12 protein-coding genes are annotated in these 15,076 nt (G+C 67.2%); 5 read left to right on the top strand and 7 right to left on the bottom strand.

Annotation, left to right across the window (positions count from 1 at the left end; translation table 11 throughout):
* Positions 1-7: 7 nt before the first annotated feature.
* A complete protein-coding gene (locus H3005_RS04885) occupies positions 8-1,537 on the top strand; it encodes a PLP-dependent aminotransferase family protein (RefSeq protein WP_191077667.1) in 1,530 nt (509 codons plus the stop codon).
* A gap of 135 nt (positions 1,538-1,672) precedes the next feature.
* On the opposite strand, the gene H3005_RS04880 is transcribed toward H3005_RS04885, so the two are convergent.
* Together H3005_RS04880 and H3005_RS04875 are read right to left on the bottom strand one after the other, a co-directional pair.
* The gene (locus H3005_RS04880) at positions 1,673-2,974 is read right to left on the bottom strand and encodes an aminotransferase class V-fold PLP-dependent enzyme (protein WP_191077666.1); all 1,302 of its coding nucleotides are present in this window, start codon (positions 2,972-2,974) and stop codon (positions 1,673-1,675) included.
* Positions 2,974-5,379 (bottom strand): TonB-dependent receptor, encoded by a 2,406-nt coding sequence (locus H3005_RS04875; protein ID WP_191077665.1) that lies wholly within the window; start codon positions 5,377-5,379, stop codon positions 2,974-2,976. The genes H3005_RS04880 and H3005_RS04875 overlap by 1 nt, the downstream gene beginning before the upstream one ends.
* A gap of 352 nt (positions 5,380-5,731) precedes the next feature.
* Between H3005_RS04875 and H3005_RS04870 the strand changes: the two genes are divergently transcribed.
* From H3005_RS04870 to H3005_RS04860, 3 genes are all read left to right on the top strand, one after another.
* Positions 5,732-6,559, top strand: a complete 828-nt coding sequence (locus H3005_RS04870; protein ID WP_100553903.1) for an AraC family transcriptional regulator — start codon at positions 5,732-5,734, stop codon at positions 6,557-6,559.
* 16 nt (positions 6,560-6,575) lie between these two features.
* Positions 6,576-7,655: an alpha/beta hydrolase gene (locus tag H3005_RS04865; protein ID WP_191077664.1), complete on the top strand. Its 1,080-nt coding sequence runs from the start codon at positions 6,576-6,578 to the stop codon at positions 7,653-7,655.
* A 118-nt stretch (positions 7,656-7,773) separates the two neighbouring features.
* Positions 7,774-8,445: a VOC family protein gene (locus H3005_RS04860; RefSeq protein ID WP_100553905.1), complete on the top strand. Its 672-nt coding sequence runs from the start codon at positions 7,774-7,776 to the stop codon at positions 8,443-8,445.
* Position 8,446: 1 nt separating this feature from the next.
* Here H3005_RS04860 and H3005_RS04855 read toward each other — a convergent pair whose 3' ends face one another.
* From H3005_RS04855 to H3005_RS04845, 3 genes are all read right to left on the bottom strand, one after another.
* The gene (locus tag H3005_RS04855) at positions 8,447-9,859 is read right to left on the bottom strand and encodes a TPM domain-containing protein (protein ID WP_100553906.1); all 1,413 of its coding nucleotides are present in this window, start codon (positions 9,857-9,859) and stop codon (positions 8,447-8,449) included.
* Positions 9,856-11,694: a M3 family metallopeptidase gene (locus H3005_RS04850; RefSeq protein ID WP_100553907.1), complete on the bottom strand. Its 1,839-nt coding sequence runs from the start codon at positions 11,692-11,694 to the stop codon at positions 9,856-9,858. The genes H3005_RS04855 and H3005_RS04850 overlap by 4 nt, the downstream gene beginning before the upstream one ends.
* A 72-nt stretch (positions 11,695-11,766) precedes the next feature.
* Entirely contained in the window at positions 11,767-12,279 is a 513-nt protein-coding gene (locus tag H3005_RS04845) for a hypothetical protein (protein ID WP_100553908.1), read from the bottom strand.
* A gap of 81 nt (positions 12,280-12,360) precedes the next feature.
* Here H3005_RS04845 and H3005_RS04840 point away from each other — a divergent pair, with 81 nt between their 5' ends.
* A complete protein-coding gene (locus tag H3005_RS04840; protein WP_191077663.1) occupies positions 12,361-12,987 on the top strand; it encodes a YiiX/YebB-like N1pC/P60 family cysteine hydrolase in 627 nt (208 codons plus the stop codon).
* Between the two features lie 54 nt (positions 12,988-13,041).
* Here H3005_RS04840 and H3005_RS04835 read toward each other — a convergent pair whose 3' ends face one another.
* Together H3005_RS04835 and H3005_RS04830 are read right to left on the bottom strand one after the other, a co-directional pair.
* A complete protein-coding gene (locus tag H3005_RS04835; protein WP_165378361.1) occupies positions 13,042-13,203 on the bottom strand; it encodes a hypothetical protein in 162 nt (53 codons plus the stop codon).
* A gap of 306 nt (positions 13,204-13,509) precedes the next feature.
* Entirely contained in the window at positions 13,510-14,934 is a 1,425-nt protein-coding gene (locus H3005_RS04830) for a TIGR00366 family protein (protein ID WP_191077662.1), read from the bottom strand.
* Between the last annotated feature and the right edge of the window lie 142 nt (positions 14,935-15,076).

The following is a 15,076-nucleotide window of genomic DNA, read 5'->3' as shown; positions in this document are numbered from 1 at the left end:
ACGCGCGATGACATCACCGACGCTGGCCGGCGCAGCCGCCGCAAACAACAACGGCGGTCACCTGTCCGAACCGACCGATGGTTATGGACAGGCTCCCGCCGTTGGAAGCAACGATACGCCCCGACATCCTCCGTACATGCCGCGACCCGATGTCGCAGGGCCTGGCGTCGCAGGGCTGGGCTGGGTGCAGGACGTGCACGTGCACAGCGGCCCGATTTACCTGCGCATCGTCAACACGCTGGAACGCACCATCAATCGCGGCGGCCTGGCACCCGGGCAACGGCTGCCCTCGCAGCGTGCATTGGCACAGCAGCTGGGTGTAGATCTGACCACGGTGACCCGTGCGTTCGATGAAGCACGCAAGCGTGGTCTGATCGAAGCACGTGGTCCGCAAGGCAGCTTCATCGCACCGCCCAAGGCCGGTTTTGATCAGGCCGTCGATCTCAGCATGAACGTGCCGCCGGTCCCCGACGCCGATGCACTGGCGGACATGCTGCGTCGAGGCGCAGCGGCGGTACTGGCGCGCAGCAATGCGCCGAACCTGATGACCTATCACCTGGGCGGTGGCAACCCGACCGATCGCCACGCGGCGGCGCGCTGGCTGCAGCCGATGCTGGGCACTGTGGACGACGCACGCCTGCTGCTGACCGAAGGCGCGCAGGTGGCGCTGGCGGCAATCCTGGTCAGCCAGGGGCGCGAGGGCGATGCGATCCTCTGCGACCGCTTGGTGTATCCGGGCCTGCTGCAGGCGGCTGCGGCACTGGGGCGGCGGCTGGTCACGGTGGAGGGCGACGAACAGGGCATGTGCCCGGAGGCGCTGGCCCGCCGGGCGCGGGAATGTGGCGCGCGCCTGGTCTACCTCAACCCCACCTGCCAGAACCCGACGGCGCTGACCGTGCCCACCTCGCGGCGAGAGGCGCTGGCGCGGGTGCTGGAGCGCGAAGGCCTGCTGGCGATCGAAGACGATCCGTACTGGCATCTGGCCGTCACCGCGCCGATTGCGCTGGCGACGCTGGCACCTCGACATGTGTTCCATGTAGCCACGCTGTCGAAGGTGATCAGCCCCGGCCTGCGTACCGCGTTCGTGCAATGCCCAAGCGCCGCCCATGCCGAGGCGATGGCTGCCGCACTGCGTGCCACGCGGTTGATGGGCCATCCGCTGGTATCCGCGCTGGCCAGCCAGCTGCTGCTGGATGGTTCGGCGCAGGCGCTGCTGGTGCAGGTGCGCGAGGAAGCGCGCGAGCGCACGCGGATGGCACGGTATCTGCTGGCGCCTTCATTGCTGGAGCGCGCCGATGGGCTGCATGCGTGGTGCCGGGTGCCCGCACCCTGGACCGATGCCACGCTGGTGCGTACGGCACAGCTGCAGGGCCTGGCGATCGCACCTTCATCGGCATTCTGTCCGCCGGGCGCAGCGTTCGCGAGCGGAGTGCGGCTGTCGTTGGGATTGGCTGCGGACCGGCGGCAACTGGAAAACGCGCTGCGGCGGATCGATCGGTTGTTGTTGTCCGATGCGTTGCCGGCGATCGAGCGGTAGGCGGAGAGCATCCACGCATGGCGTGGATCTACTGGGTCTGTTTCGGTAGATGCCAACCTTGGTTGGCAATGCCCGTCCACGCCATGCGTGGATGCGGTGCCAACCAAGGTTGGCATCTACCAAAGCGGTGGGATTTCAGGCCAGCGCGGCCAGCGCCTGCACCAGCGCATCCATCTGCGCGGGGCGGGTGAACACCGACGGCGTCACCCGCACACAGGCACCGGAGTCCAGACCATCGCGATGCGTGGTGAATATCCGGTGCTCCTCCAGCAGCCGTTTCTGCAGCGCCAGGTTGTCTTCCACCGAGGTATGGCCACGCAGGCGGAAGCTGGCCAATGCACTGGCCAACGCCGGATCCGCCGACGACAGCACGTCGATATGCGCCATCTGCCGCGCTGGCACCGTCCACCGCTCGCGCAGGTAACGCAGGCGCGCCTGCTTGTTGGCTGCGCCGATGCGCTGGTGCAACGCGATGGCCTCGGGCAGCGCCAGATAGGCAGCGAAGTTGACCGTGCCGGTATGCACGCGGCTGCCCACGCGACCATCGTCGGTCTCGCCCATGTACGGATCCAGGTCGGCCACGCGCCCTTTGCGTACGTACATCGCGCCCACGCCCACCGGTGCGCCGATCCACTTGTGCAGGTTGATGCCAACGAAATCGGCCCTCAGCTGCGGCACCGCGTAGTCGATCTGGCCGAAGCCATGTGCGGCATCGACAATCACATCGATGCCGCGCGCACGCGCACGCTCGGCGATCTCAGCCACTGGCAGCACCAGCCCATGGCGGTGGCTGACCTGGGTCAGCAACACCAGCTTCAGGCGCGGCAGGCGCGCGAACGCGTCATCGTAGGCCTGCAGGATCTGCTGATGGGTTGGCACCGCCGGCAGTGCGATGCGCTCGACCTGCACGCCACGACGCTGCTGCAGCCAGCGCATGGCGTTGATCATGCTGTCGTAGTCGACGTCGGCGTACAGCACCTGGTCGCCGGGCTGCAGGCGGTTGTAGCCGCCGATCAACGCCAGCATCGCCTCGGTGGCGCCGCGGGTCAGCGCGATCTCGTCCGCACCGACACCGAGCATGTCAGCCACCTGCCGATGCACCGCCATGTACTGCGCCGGGAACGCGCGGCGGCCGTACCAGGCGTTTCCACGATTCACTTCGGCGGTGTGCCGCTGGTAGCTGGCCAGCGTCTCGCGGCCCATCGCGCCCCAGTAGCCATTCTCCAGGTGGTTCACTTCATCGGTGATGTCGAAGTGGCTGGCCACGGTTGCCCAGTAGCCTTCGTCGCGGGCCAGCACGTCCGGCGCCACGGTCGTTGCGGGAATCTGCATGGGCCCAGCGTAACGCGCGGCGCCTGCGGCAGGCAGTGAAGACAACGCCGCAGCGGCCGGCAACAGCGCACCCGCACGCAGCAGGGAACGACGGCGGCTGTCCATCAGAAGGTCAGCCGGTACTGCGCGTACACATTGGCGCCGTCGGTGTCATACGGCGCGTTGCGCGAATAGATCAGGCCACGGCTGGCCTGGAAGGTGGCTTCATCCGGGTAGCGGTCGAACACGTTGTCGGCACCCACGCGCAGGCTGTGGTGTTCGTTGATGCGATAGCCCACCGCCAGGTCCAGGAAGGTCATCGCACCGAACTGCTGGTAGATATCGCCCGCTGCGTTGCCGGTGGAGTCGGTCCACTTGCCGTAGTAGCGCACGCGCGCCATCAACGACCACGCGCCGACGTCCCAGTTGCCGGTGAAGCTGCCCTTGTGCTCGGGCAGGCGGTCTTCGAACAGCACGCGCTGGGTCTCGTTGGTCGCCACCGAGGTGCTGCCGTTGTCGACGCGGGTCTGGTTGTAGTTGTAAGCCAGGGTCAGCGTCATGCGCCCGGCGCCGAGATCGCGCAGGTAGTTGCCGACCACGTCCACGCCGGTGGTGGTGGTGTCGAAATCGTTGGTGAAGTAGTTCACCGAGGTATAGCCCAGCGGGTTGGGCGTGCCGGCCGGAATGGCGAAGCTGGCCGACTGGCTGAAGCGGTCGCTGAGCTTGATGCGGTAGACATCCACCGAACCGGACAGGCCCATGTCGGTGCGCCAGGTCAGGCCCAGCGAGGCAGTGCGCGATTCTTCCGGGGTCAGCGGCTTGGCGCCCAGCAGCTGCGCCAACGGATCGCTGGGCGACAGGCGGCCGCTGGTAAAGATCTGCAGCGTGCGCGTATCCAGCCCCTGGGTGGTGCTGGTGGTGTTGAGCTGGGCCGGCGTGGGCGCGCGGAAGCCGGTGGACACGGTGCCGCGCAGCGCAACATCCGGGGTGATTGCAAAGCGTGCAGAAATTTTGCCGTCCACCGTGCTGCCGAAGCTGGAGAAGTCTTCATAACGACCCGCCGCGCCGATGCTCCAGCGCTCGCCCAGCGGCACTTCCATGTCCACGTAGGCGGCCTTGCTGCGCTGGCTCCACTGCCCGGCCTGGCTGGCCGAAAAACCCGGCGCGCCGTTGGAATTCGCTTCCAGACCCGCCGCCGCACCACGGCCCACCGCATACGAGGCAGGGTCACCGGCGCGCACCTGGTAGGTCTCCTGGCGGAACTCGGCACCGAAGGCGACGTTGATCGGCTTCGACAGCGCAGCCACGTCCCATTCGTAGTTGAAGTCCGCATTGGCGTTCTTCTCGGTCTGGGTCAGGCGACCGAGATCGAATGCGGTCGGACTGTTGGGACCCAGCGATGCGTTGATCGAATTCTTCAGGCTGTAGTCGATTGCGTTGCGGCCATACGAGGCGCTCAGGTCCCAGCGCAGCTTGGGGGTGATCTCACCGCGCAGGCCAGCGACCAGCTGCAGGTCGTTCTGCGTGTTGCCGTACTGCGGGCTGAAGCCTACCGGATACAGCGAGCGCAGGTTCCAGCCCGGGAAGATGCTGGTCGTACGGTACGCGCCAGTGGTGGTATCCGGGTTGCGCCAATTGAAATCGCTGACGCCATCGCTGTGGCTGTACAGGCCGAAGGCATACAGCTCCAGGGTGTCGCTGGCATTGGCCTTCAGGTTGAAGCCCACGCGGCGGCTTTCCAGCTCCGGCTGGCCCCAGCGCTGCACCGGATTGGGCACGTCCAGCTCCGGATGCGCGGCCTGGAAGGCAATGGCGTCGGGACGCTGGCGGGTGCGCGAGGTGGCGTCGGAGTTGGACGATTCGGCGAACAGGGCCAGGCTGCCGTAGTCCCCCAACGCCCAGCCGGTGCGCGCACTGAAGTCACGCGAGGCACCATCGCCTTGGGCGTACTGCGAATAGCCGGCGGTGATCTCGGTGCCCGGGCTGTCTTCCAGAATGATGTTGATGACGCCGGCGATGGCATCCGAACCGTACTGCGCCGACGCACCATCGCGCAGCACTTCGATGCGCTTGATGGCACTGGTCGGGATCTGCGCCAGGTCGGCGGCCTGTGCGCCGCGGTTGCCGAGCAGCGCACTGCGATGGAAGCGGCGGCCGTTGACCAGCACCAGCGTCTGGTCCGGCGACAGGCCACGCAGCGTGGCCGGGCGCACGAACACCTGGCCATCGGCCATCGGCAGGCGCTGCACCACGAACGACGGCACCAGCTGCGCCAGCACGTCCTTCAGGTCGGTGGAGTCGACCGACTGGATGTCCTGCTTGGTGAACACGTCCACCGGCGCCAGGGTTTCAAACTGGGTGCGGTTGGAGGCCCGGGTACCGGTGACCAGCATCGCGTCGAGCTGGGTAGGCGCGGTGTGGCTGCCGCTGCTGCTGGTGTCCGCCGTTCCGGCATCTGCCGCGATCGCGCCTCCTGCGCTGACCAGACCAAGGGCGAGGAGGATGGAACGCGACAGCTTCGAACGATGCACGGCGGAACTCCGGGAAGGCACGACAGGGCCAGGTGGGACCTGGACAAGGCGCGCAGTCTCGGGCTGCGATGTGAAGCAGCGATGACGTGGAGACGACAGTTGCAGCGGTTACGGTGCGGGTGCCGCCCGTACCGGGCTTGTGCTACCCGGCAGCGTCGTCGTCGAAGCCGAAGCTGGCTGGCCGCGCCGTCCGCAACGGGATGAACAGTGCGAGCGCGAAGACCACCAGGAAGGGGGCGGGGAGAGCTGCCGCTACCACGGCAAACGCAAAGCCCCGCCACCGCAAGAACTGCTAAGCGCCCCACCCCGTCGATCCGTTACGCTGCCCGGCATTCGAACAAGGAACAGCGCGATGAGCGCGGCAGGCAAAGCGTTGTGGTACATCGAAAGCCATGCTGACAAGCCGCTGGCGCTGGCCGACATCGCGGCAGCCGCCGGGCTGTCGCCGTTCCACCTGTCGCGCCTGTTCCAGGCCCGCACCGGTACGTCGGTGGTGCGCTACCTGCGTGGACGCCGCCTGACCGCTGCTGCACAGCAGCTGGCCAACGGTGCCGGCGACATCCTGCAGGTAGCGCTGGCGGCGGGCTACAGCACGCATGCCGCGTTCACCCGTGCCTTCTGCGAGCAGTTCGGGCAGACCCCGGAGCGCGTGCGCGAGCAGGGCCTGCAGGAGCTGGTACTGGTGCACGCGATCCGCCTCGACGATGCACCACAGGCCTGCAGCGAAGTGCCCAGGCTGATCGACTGCACGCCCTTCCGGGTAGCCGGCATCGGCATGCGCCACACCCGCAACAGTGGCGGTGCGATTCCCGGGCAATGGGCGCAGCTCAATCGCGAATGGCCAACGCCGGCACCGGTCAGTTTCGGTGTGTGCTGCAACAGTGACGACGATGGCGGCTTCGACTACATCGCAGCGCTGCCGGTGAACGCACTGCCATCGGTACCGGCACACTGGCAGCGGGTGGATGTGCCTGCGCGCCGTTACCTGGTGGCGTGGCATGGCGGCCATATCTCCACCATCCGCTCGACCTGGTTCTGGCTGCTGGACCAGTATCTGCCCGCCAACCACCTCAACCTGGCCAACGCGCCGGACCTTGAACGCTACGACACCCGCTTCGACGAGCACAGCGGCCACGGTGGCGTGGAAATCTGGCTGCCGGTCGATCAACGCACTGCCTGACCCGGAGAGACTGACGATGCATGCGACGCGATGGATCCTGGCCCTGCTGTTGGCTTCGCTGGCGCCGATGGCGATGGCGGCGACTCCCCTCATCGCCGGTGAACGCCACGGTGTGACAACGCTGGAAAGCGCGGCGATACGCGATGGCGCGCACCGCGATGTGCTGCGCTTCACCCTGTGGTACCCAGCAAGCCCAGGCAGCGACGAGACGCCGCTCACCATCGGGCCAGCGGATGCGCCACTGTTCGAAGTGGGGCGCGCCGCCAAGGACGCCCCCATTGCCGGCGCGCGCCTGCCGACCCTGTTGCTGTCGCATGGCAATGGCGGCACCGCGCGCATGATGGGGTGGCTGGGCACCGCGCTGGCACGCGCCGGCTACCTGGTGATCGCCGTGGACCACCCGGGCAACAACGGCGCCGATGAGATGACGCTGGCCGGCAGCGTGCTGACCTGGCTGCGCGCCGACGACCTGAAGGCCGCGCTGGCCGCGGTAAAAGCCGACCCGCAACTGGGGCCACACATTGATGCGTCGCGGCTGGGCGTGATCGGCTATTCCGCCGGTGGCTTCACCGCACTGCTGAGCGCTGGCGCACGGCCGGACATGACGCGGCTGCTGGCGTTCTGCCGGGCGCACCCGGACGACGGCGTGTGCAGACCGCAGCAGGAAGCGGCCACACATACGATGGAGGCGCGTCTTGCTGCAGCAGCATCGCCGCAACTGCAGCCCTACGTGCAACACGCACAGGATGATCGTTCGATTCCCGGTGTCCGCGCCGTGTTCGTGCTGGCGCCGGCCATCGTGCAGGCATTCACACCGGAGCAGCTGAAGGCGCTGCAGCAGCCGGTGGCGATCGTGCTGGGCTCTGCCGACGAGGTGGCGCCACCAGCGACCAACGGTGATGTGGCGGCGGCGCTGATTCCGAAAGCAACACTGCACGCGTTGCCAGGTGTCGGCCACTACGATTTCCTGTCCGGGTGCACGCCGCTGGCGAAGAAGCGGCTGCAGGCGCTGTGTGTGACTGCGGTACCGAAGGAACAGACGCATGCCGTGGTGGTGGAAGACGCGGTGCGCTTCTTCGGTGAGGCACTGCGGTAGAAGCTGTCGAGCACGGCTCGACGCTGCGGCTGGCAGTAACGATTCGTTGCGCAGGTGATGACGCGACGCGAAGGTGCGCGGGACTACACTGCACCCAGCGTTACACGGAGGATCGACCATGCGCCTGCTGCACCTCACCCTGCCGGTATCCGACGTCACCCGCGTTGCCGCCTGGTTCCGCGACGTGCTGCAACTGGAGGTGGCCGGTGACCAGGTCCGCATCGGCTGGAGCACGATCCAGCTGCAACCTGCGGGCGACCACGCGGTCGGCGGCGTGCACCTGGCCTTCAATGTGCCGGACAACCGCTTCGCCGATGCCATGACCTGGCTGCGTGTACGCACGCCCTTTCAACGCAACCCCGAAGGCCTCGATTACTTCGCTCTGGAAAGCAGCTGGCAATCGCAGTCGGTGTATTTCACCGGTCCAGATGGCCTGATCCTGGAACTGATCGGCCGCAGGCGCTTGCCGGCCAGTGACCGCAGCGGTGCCTTCCATGGCAGCGAACTGACCTGCCTGAGCGAGGTCGGCCTGCCCAGCCACGATGTCGATGCGGTGCGCGAACAGTCCAGCCAGTGCTTCGGCCTGCAACCGATCAGCCCGCCGTCGCCACAGTTCGCGCCGATGGGCGATGACGAGGGGCTGCTGATCGTGGTTGCCGCTGATCGCCGTTGGTTCCCCGAACAGAAGGACCTGCCCAACGCGCAGGGACTGCAGCTGCAGGTGAGCGAAGTGAGCGGCAGCGGCGAACTGCACGATGCCGCGCTGGGCTGGCGGGTGCAGGCGGCCTGAGCTACCAGCTGCCCGAGGCGCCTCCGCCGCCGCTGCGGCCACCACCACCGGACCAGTCGCTGGAACTGCTCGAGGACGAACTGGACGACGAAGTGCTGGAGGAGGAACGGTAGCCTCGGGACGAACCGCGGCCGCCGCGGGCTTTCTCGCCGGGCAGCAGGGTGAACACCCAGATGAAGTACAGGAACAGCGTGCCCACGCTGGACACGATCGTCGCCAGCACGCGGGCGTTCTCGTCGCCGGCACGGTCGATGGCCAGCAGTGCGCCCAGCGCATATCCAGCGGTCAGCAGCACCAGCACCACCAAACGGATGGCGAAGCTGTTGCGGTTCTTCCGCCAGCGCGCGCGACCGGCCTGCACCAGGAAGAACACCAGCATGGCAACGATACCGACCGCCAGGTTCAGCAGCGTGTGCAGCGCAAGGCTGGGTGGCAACTGGCCACGCACCAGCATCACCGCGAAGAAGCCGGTGCTGACGGCGAGCATGCCGTACAGCACGATGCGCACGCCACGGCTGCGTCGCCAGCACCAACCCAGCAGGGTCGCCACCAGTACAGCGGGCACCGTCACGAAGAACAGCGCCGGCAGCACGTGGCGCGGCAACAGCAGCGTCGCAGACAGCAGCCCCGCAGTAATCACCGCCGTCACCAGCAGCGGCCGGCCCCAGGCAGGCAATGTCGGCCACGTCGGCCTGGGCACCGCCGCATTGGCTGCCAGTGCCTTGCGCCGCCGCTCGCGGCGGTTACCGGTGAACTCGGCTTCGGTCCTGGTCGCCAGCAGACGCGGTGGCGATCGCCATAGACCGGCGAGGAAGCCCGCCAGCAACGTCAGGGCAACAACCGAATCCCCGGTGCGCCAATCTGGCGGCAACACGTTGCGTGCCAATGAATCGTCCCAGGGTGGCAGTTCCTCACCATCGACCAGCGCCACCAGCACCGCGGTGCCGTCCAGCACGCCCTGGTCCAGGTCTCCCTCGCGCAGGCGCGGCACGATCGCCTTGTCGATGATGCGCGCGGCATAGGCATCGGGGATGGTGCCTTCCAGGCCATAACCGGTCTGGATGCGTACGCGACGATCCTGCACCGCCACCAGCAGCAGCACGCCATCATCGATACCGGCGCGGCCCAGCTGCCATTGGTCGAAGACGCGCTGCGCATAGGCTTCGATACCTTCCTCGCCAACGCTGGGTACCACCAGCACCTGCAGCTGCGCGCCCTTGCGTGCCTGCAGCTGCAAGGCCTGCTCACGCAGCGTGGTGCGGGCGCTGGCCGACAGTGCATCTGCGGTGTCCACCACCGGGTCATTCAACGCAGGGATCGGGGCTGCCGCCAACGCCAGCAGCGGCAGCAGGCAGAGCAGCAGCGCAAGCCACGCCCTCGGCCTGGCAACGTGCGCCTGCTGTACGCGGCTCATGTGCCCTGTCCTGCCTCGATCTGCGCATACAGCGCCTGCAGCCGGGCAGCGTTCTGTGCGAACACCTGCAGATCGGCGTCGACCAGTGCCGGCCAGTCCGGTGCATGACCCAGCAACTGCGCCACCTGTTCCTGCGGTGCGCGGTCAAAGCCCTCACCCAGTACGGTCAGATAGCGCTGGCGGAAGCCCTCCGGATCCTGCTGGTCCTGCACATACAGCTGCACCGCCAGCAATCCGGCATAGAGATAATTGACCAGATACTGCGGGTCGTCATACATCAGGCGCTTGCCGATCCAGGTGCTGCGCAGCTGCGGATAGCGCTGCGGCTGCTGGCCGTAGCGCGCCAGCACCTGGCCGGTGAGCGCGTCCAGATCGTCGGCGGTGCCCAACGTATTGCTGGCCACGCCCTGGTAGATCGACTGCTCCAGCTGCGCCTCCTCGGAGGACGTAAACAGCTGCAACACCATGTCGTCGAGCAGCGACTTCAGGTAGTACGCCTTGGCGCGCGGATCCTGCGCCTGCTGGTACAACTGGTCACGGAAGCGCAGCTCGTTGTAGATGGCGAACGCCTCGGTCATCCACGCACTGCCATTGAGATGCAATGGCGAGGCACGCCCGCGCAGCATCCACTGCCCATGCATGGAGTGACCTGCTTCATGGGCGATCTCCACGTCACTTTCCAGATCGCCGCTGCGCAGCCCCACGAACAGCAGCGCCGGCGTGTCCGGTGCGAATATATGGAACGCGTCCTGGCTGCGGCTGCCCAGCACGGTGGCCAGGTCCATGCGCTTGTGCGCAGGATCCAGCAGCGCGCGCAGCTCGGCGACATACTCCGGCCCCAGCGGCTGCATGGCGTCGGCAGCGGTATCGCGCAGCTGTTCCAGGCTCAGCACCGGTGGCGTATAGCCAGCATCCGGCACGGTGGTATCCCACAACTGCGGCGACATCACACCGCTGCGCCCGGCGTGCTGCAGCAGCATGTCCTGGTATCCACGACGCTCTGCCGCGTGGCGCTCGATCGCCGCCAGCGTCGCGTCGACCGTCTGCGTATCCATGCCCATGCGTCGATAGCCGCGTGCGGTGGCCGAGCCGTCGCCCTGCAGACGCGCGGCGGCATCATTCACCTGCACCAGGCCCAGCAGTACCGACGCCATCGGTTCACGGCGCGACTGCACGCCCTGCCAGTACCCCTTCCAGCCGGCCTCACGCAGCGCGCGGTCGGGATGCTGGGCCAGGGCCTGCTTGTCGGCGCCGGTATCCCAGCTGCGGCCAGCACCTTCGATACGCGGGAATTCCGCGCTGTGCATGATCTGCCGACGCAGGCGCGCGAACGTATCCAGCGCCGGATCGGCCAGTGCATCCACGGCATCATCCAGCTGCGCATTGGCCGGCGCCGCGCCTTCCTGCAGCGCGCGGGCGCGCAGGAATCCATAGGACGCCAGCCAGGGGGCATCCGCCGGCGCCTCACGCAGGGCGGCCCTGCCGGTACGGGCGATACGGCTGCACAGCCCCATCACCTGATCCAGCGCCTGCGCCGGGCGACGATCACGTGCGTTGCGCGCGGCCTGCAGATGCAGATACGCATGGTGACGCATGCACTGTGCCTGCAGCGCTTCGGCCTGGCGGAAGCGCGTGGCCGGCGCGCCCGCCGTGGCGCTCTGCAATGCCTCAACGCGCTCGCCCAGGGTGACCCGTGCCGCCTGTTCGGCGGCGGCGCTGGGGAAGTAAGCGCGGTCATCGGCGTGCAGCGACTGTGCGTGGGCGCCGAGGGAGGTGGTCATCGCCCACAGCGTGGCGATGACTACGGTAGTGGTGCGCATCCTGCGGGCCTGCATCGGCGTCTCCGTGCCTTGATCGGGCTTCGAGCCTAGCAGCCGCCGGTAGTCCGCGCCTGTCCCGATCTGGCCTCAGATCGACTCGTCTTCACGCTTGACCAGTGTCCAGCACGGCTTCTGCGCGAAGGTGTAGGTCTGCTGGTCGCTGCTGTCCGGCGTGCGGATCTGCACCTGCATCTGCCCATCGGCCACGGCCGTCACCTGCATCTCCCGGCCCTGCCCGGCCAGCCCGGCTGGATCGGGCATCACCGGCCATTCGACATCGGCCAATGCAGCCGGGCGTTCCACAGTGCGCGGCTCAGGCTCGGCGCCAGCGTCAACGTAGCTGTCCATCAGCGGATCGGCCGTTGCCTTTTCCTGCAGGGTGATCTCGTTGCCGAAGTGCTTCAGGAAGGTATCGAACGCCGGATGGGGGCACGCCGCGGTCGCCACTGCGGGCGCGGGTTCCACCGCCGTCGCTGTGCTGGCAGGTGCCGCTGCAGGGGCCGGGGCCTCAGCAGGCGCTGGCTGCGGCGCAGGCGTGCAGGCGGACAGCGCAAGGCCAAGGGCCGGTGCCAGCAGAGCAAGGGAACGGCGGGGCTTCATGGGATCGTCCTGATTCCGGTTTGGTCGCGCCATCCTATCCTGCCGCCTACAATCGCGCCTTCCCGCCTGTTCGAGATGCCCATGCGCCCCCTCCTGCTCCTGATCGGCCTGCTGCTGCCCGCCCTGTGGCCAGCCTTGGCGATGGCCATCGAGGTCCGTGAAGGCGACCTGCTGTTCGTCACCGCGGGTCACGGTGGCCTGAGCGCGGCAATCGACGATGCGACGGGAAAACAAGGGGCGCCCAGCTTCGACCATGTCGCGCTGGTGGCGTCGGCACCGCAGGGCTGGGAGGTGCTGCATGCCGACGAGAAGGGCTCGCGCCGGCAGACGCTGGACCAGTTCCGCCAGGATGCGCGTGGCAAGCAACGGCAGGTCGTGGTCTATCGCCTGCGCGCGCCGCCAAGGAATGCCATCACCGATGCAGTGGCCACCGCACGCACGATGCTGGGCAAGCCGTACAACACCGCCTATGTGTTGAACGACGAAAGCTACTACTGCTCGGACTTCATCGAACGCGCATTCCGTGCGCACCATGTGTTCGCGCTGCAGCCGATGAACTTCCGCAACCCGCAGACCGGTGAGATCTCCCAGCATTGGGTTGATCTGTATCGCGGCATGGGCCTGGACGTACCGCAGGGCCTGCCCGGTACCAACCCCAACGACATGGCCGCAGCGACGGTGCTGCAGCGGATCGGTGTGCTCGAATAAGCGAAGCCCCGCACGGGGCGGGGCTTCGTCGGTGATGGATGGCGGCTGCCAGGATCACTCTTCCTCGTCCTGCCCGCCCTGCTGCTGGTTCTGGTTGCGCTTCTGCTGTTCCTGCTGCTGTTGCTGCTGCTGGTCGCGGCCGCGTTCCTGCTGCTGATCCTGCTGGTTCTGCTGGCCCTGCTGCTTCTGGTTCGGGTTCTGGTTCTGCTGTGCCATGTCCGATCTCCAAATGCCACGCGCGGAATGCGGTGGACGGGGCCATCGTCGGCAGCGATTGGTTAACCATGCGTTGTGAGCGGGCTACACCTGTGTGTACGCGCGTGAATGAACCCGCGCCAGCCCTTGCGGCACAAGCCACTGAAGGATTCATGCGGGTTTGGAATGTGGTCATGCTGCAGCCGGAAACGAACGCATTCAGCAGCCTGCACCGGCGTAGCGCGCGCAGAGGGGCCTGCCCCTTCGGTCCCGTCTGCAGCACGCAGGCAGGTTTGCGGATCGAGCGCGGGCTCGGCGCTGCACCCGTTACGGCATCACCGGCGGCACATAGACCAGCGTCATGCCCAGCAGCCACAGCAACCCCAGCACCAGCGGGATGTGCACCAGCAACTGGATGAAGGTGAAGCCGACGATGTCGCGGGCCTTCAGGCCGAGCACGCCCAACAGCGGCAGCATCCAGAACGGATTGATCAGGTTCGGCAGCGCTTCGGCCGCGTTGTAGACCTGCACCGCCCAGCCCAGGTGCGCCTTCAACTCGTTCGCGGCCTGCATCACGTACGGCGCTTCGATGATCCACTTGCCGCCACCGGACGGCACGAAGAAGCCCAGCACCGCCGAATACACGCCCATCACCAGCGCGAACGTATCGGTGCTGGCCACGTGCACGAACAGGCTCGACAGCCGATGCGCCAGGGTCTCGCCATCACCACCGGCGGCGTGGGTGAGGATCATCGCGATGCCGCCGTACAGCGGGAACTGGATCAGCACACCGGTGGTGCTCGGTACGGCCTTGGCCACCGCGTTGAGGAAGCTGCGCGGGCGCCAATGCAGCAGCAGGCCCAGCGAGATGAACATGAAGTTGTAGGTGTTGAGGTTGGCGATCGCGGTCACCAACGGCTTGTTGGCGAACTCGTTGAACAGCCAGCCGAAGGCCAGCAACGAGAGCAGCACGGTCAGCAACGGGCTGTATTCCAGCCACTCACCGGGCCGCGTGCGGCGCTGCAGCGGTTCCGGTTCAGCCTGTGCGGCACCCGGAAAATCCTCGGCGGTGCGCGCACTGCCGGCGGCAGGTGCGGTCAGCCAGGCGATCAGCAACGAAACCAGGATCAATACGGCGGTCAGCACAATCGACTGCCACAGGAAGATGGTTTCGGTGAACGGCAGTACGCCGGTGATCTCCACCAGCCCTGGCGGCATGCTGGCCGGATTGGCCTGCAGCTGTGCAGCCGACGAACTCAGGCCCATCGCCCATACCGCGCCCAGCCCCAGATAGGCCGAGGCACCGGCAGCACGGTAGTCCATGCGCAGCTCGGTGCGGCGGGCCAGTGCACGCACCAGCAGACCACCGAACACCAGTGAGAAGCCCCAGCTGAGCAGCGAGGCCAGCATGCTGACCAGACCGACGTACACCACTGCGCCGCGACCTGTGCGCGGTACGCGGGCGAGGAAGTCGATGAAGCGCGCCACCACCGGCGCAGTAGCCAAGGCATAGCCACCGATGACCACGAAGGCCATCTGCATGGTGAAGGGAATCAGGCTCCAGAAGCCGTCGCCGAAGGCGCTGGCGGTGGCCTGCGGAGTGGCGCCAAAGCCCATCGCCGCCACGGCGACGATGACCACGCCCAGCACCGCGAACACGTAGGCATCGGGGAACCATTTTTCCGCCCAGGCGGCCGAGCGCAATGCTGCGCGCGCCATCCAGCCGTCCTGCACTGCTGCCGTCGAAGCCATCACCTACCCTCCCAGGTTCGATGGCCTGATTCTGGGCGGTGGGGTGCGGGCTGTCTGCCACCTATTGGTCGTAGGTGGCGGGAGGCCCGGGGCTGTGCGCCGCCGCCCGAGCATGGGCTCGGGCGCTACAGAAGCACTGTCA

Source organism: Stenotrophomonas sp. Br8 (assembly GCF_014763005.1).
GTDB lineage: Bacteria > Pseudomonadota > Gammaproteobacteria > Xanthomonadales > Xanthomonadaceae > Stenotrophomonas > Stenotrophomonas lactitubi.
Note: the sequence above shows the minus strand (reverse complement) of the source record. Positions and strands in the feature narration are given on the sequence as shown.

Bases quoted from the DNA above. Each gene is read 5' to 3' on its own strand.
- H3005_RS04855 (WP_100553906.1), bottom strand. From the start codon at position 9,859: ATGAGCCGCGTACAGCAGGCGCACGTTGCCAGGCCGAGGGCGTGGCTT.
- H3005_RS04880 (WP_191077666.1), bottom strand. From the start codon at position 2,974: ATGGACAGCCGCCGTCGTTCCCTGCTGCGTGCGGGTGCGCTGTTGCCG.
- H3005_RS04835 (WP_165378361.1), bottom strand. From the start codon at position 13,203: ATGGCACAGCAGAACCAGAACCCGAACCAGAAGCAGCAGGGCCAGCAG.
- H3005_RS04840 (WP_191077663.1), top strand. From the start codon at position 12,361: ATGCGCCCCCTCCTGCTCCTGATCGGCCTGCTGCTGCCCGCCCTGTGG.
- H3005_RS04860 (WP_100553905.1), top strand. From the start codon at position 7,774: ATGCGCCTGCTGCACCTCACCCTGCCGGTATCCGACGTCACCCGCGTT.
- H3005_RS04845 (WP_100553908.1), bottom strand. From the start codon at position 12,279: ATGAAGCCCCGCCGTTCCCTTGCTCTGCTGGCACCGGCCCTTGGCCTT.
- H3005_RS04885 (WP_191077667.1), top strand. From the start codon at position 8: ATGACATCACCGACGCTGGCCGGCGCAGCCGCCGCAAACAACAACGGC.
- H3005_RS04865 (WP_191077664.1), top strand. From the start codon at position 6,576: ATGCATGCGACGCGATGGATCCTGGCCCTGCTGTTGGCTTCGCTGGCG.
- H3005_RS04850 (WP_100553907.1), bottom strand. From the start codon at position 11,694: ATGCAGGCCCGCAGGATGCGCACCACTACCGTAGTCATCGCCACGCTG.
- H3005_RS04870 (WP_100553903.1), top strand. From the start codon at position 5,732: ATGAGCGCGGCAGGCAAAGCGTTGTGGTACATCGAAAGCCATGCTGAC.
- H3005_RS04830 (WP_191077662.1), bottom strand. From the start codon at position 14,934: ATGGCTTCGACGGCAGCAGTGCAGGACGGCTGGATGGCGCGCGCAGCA.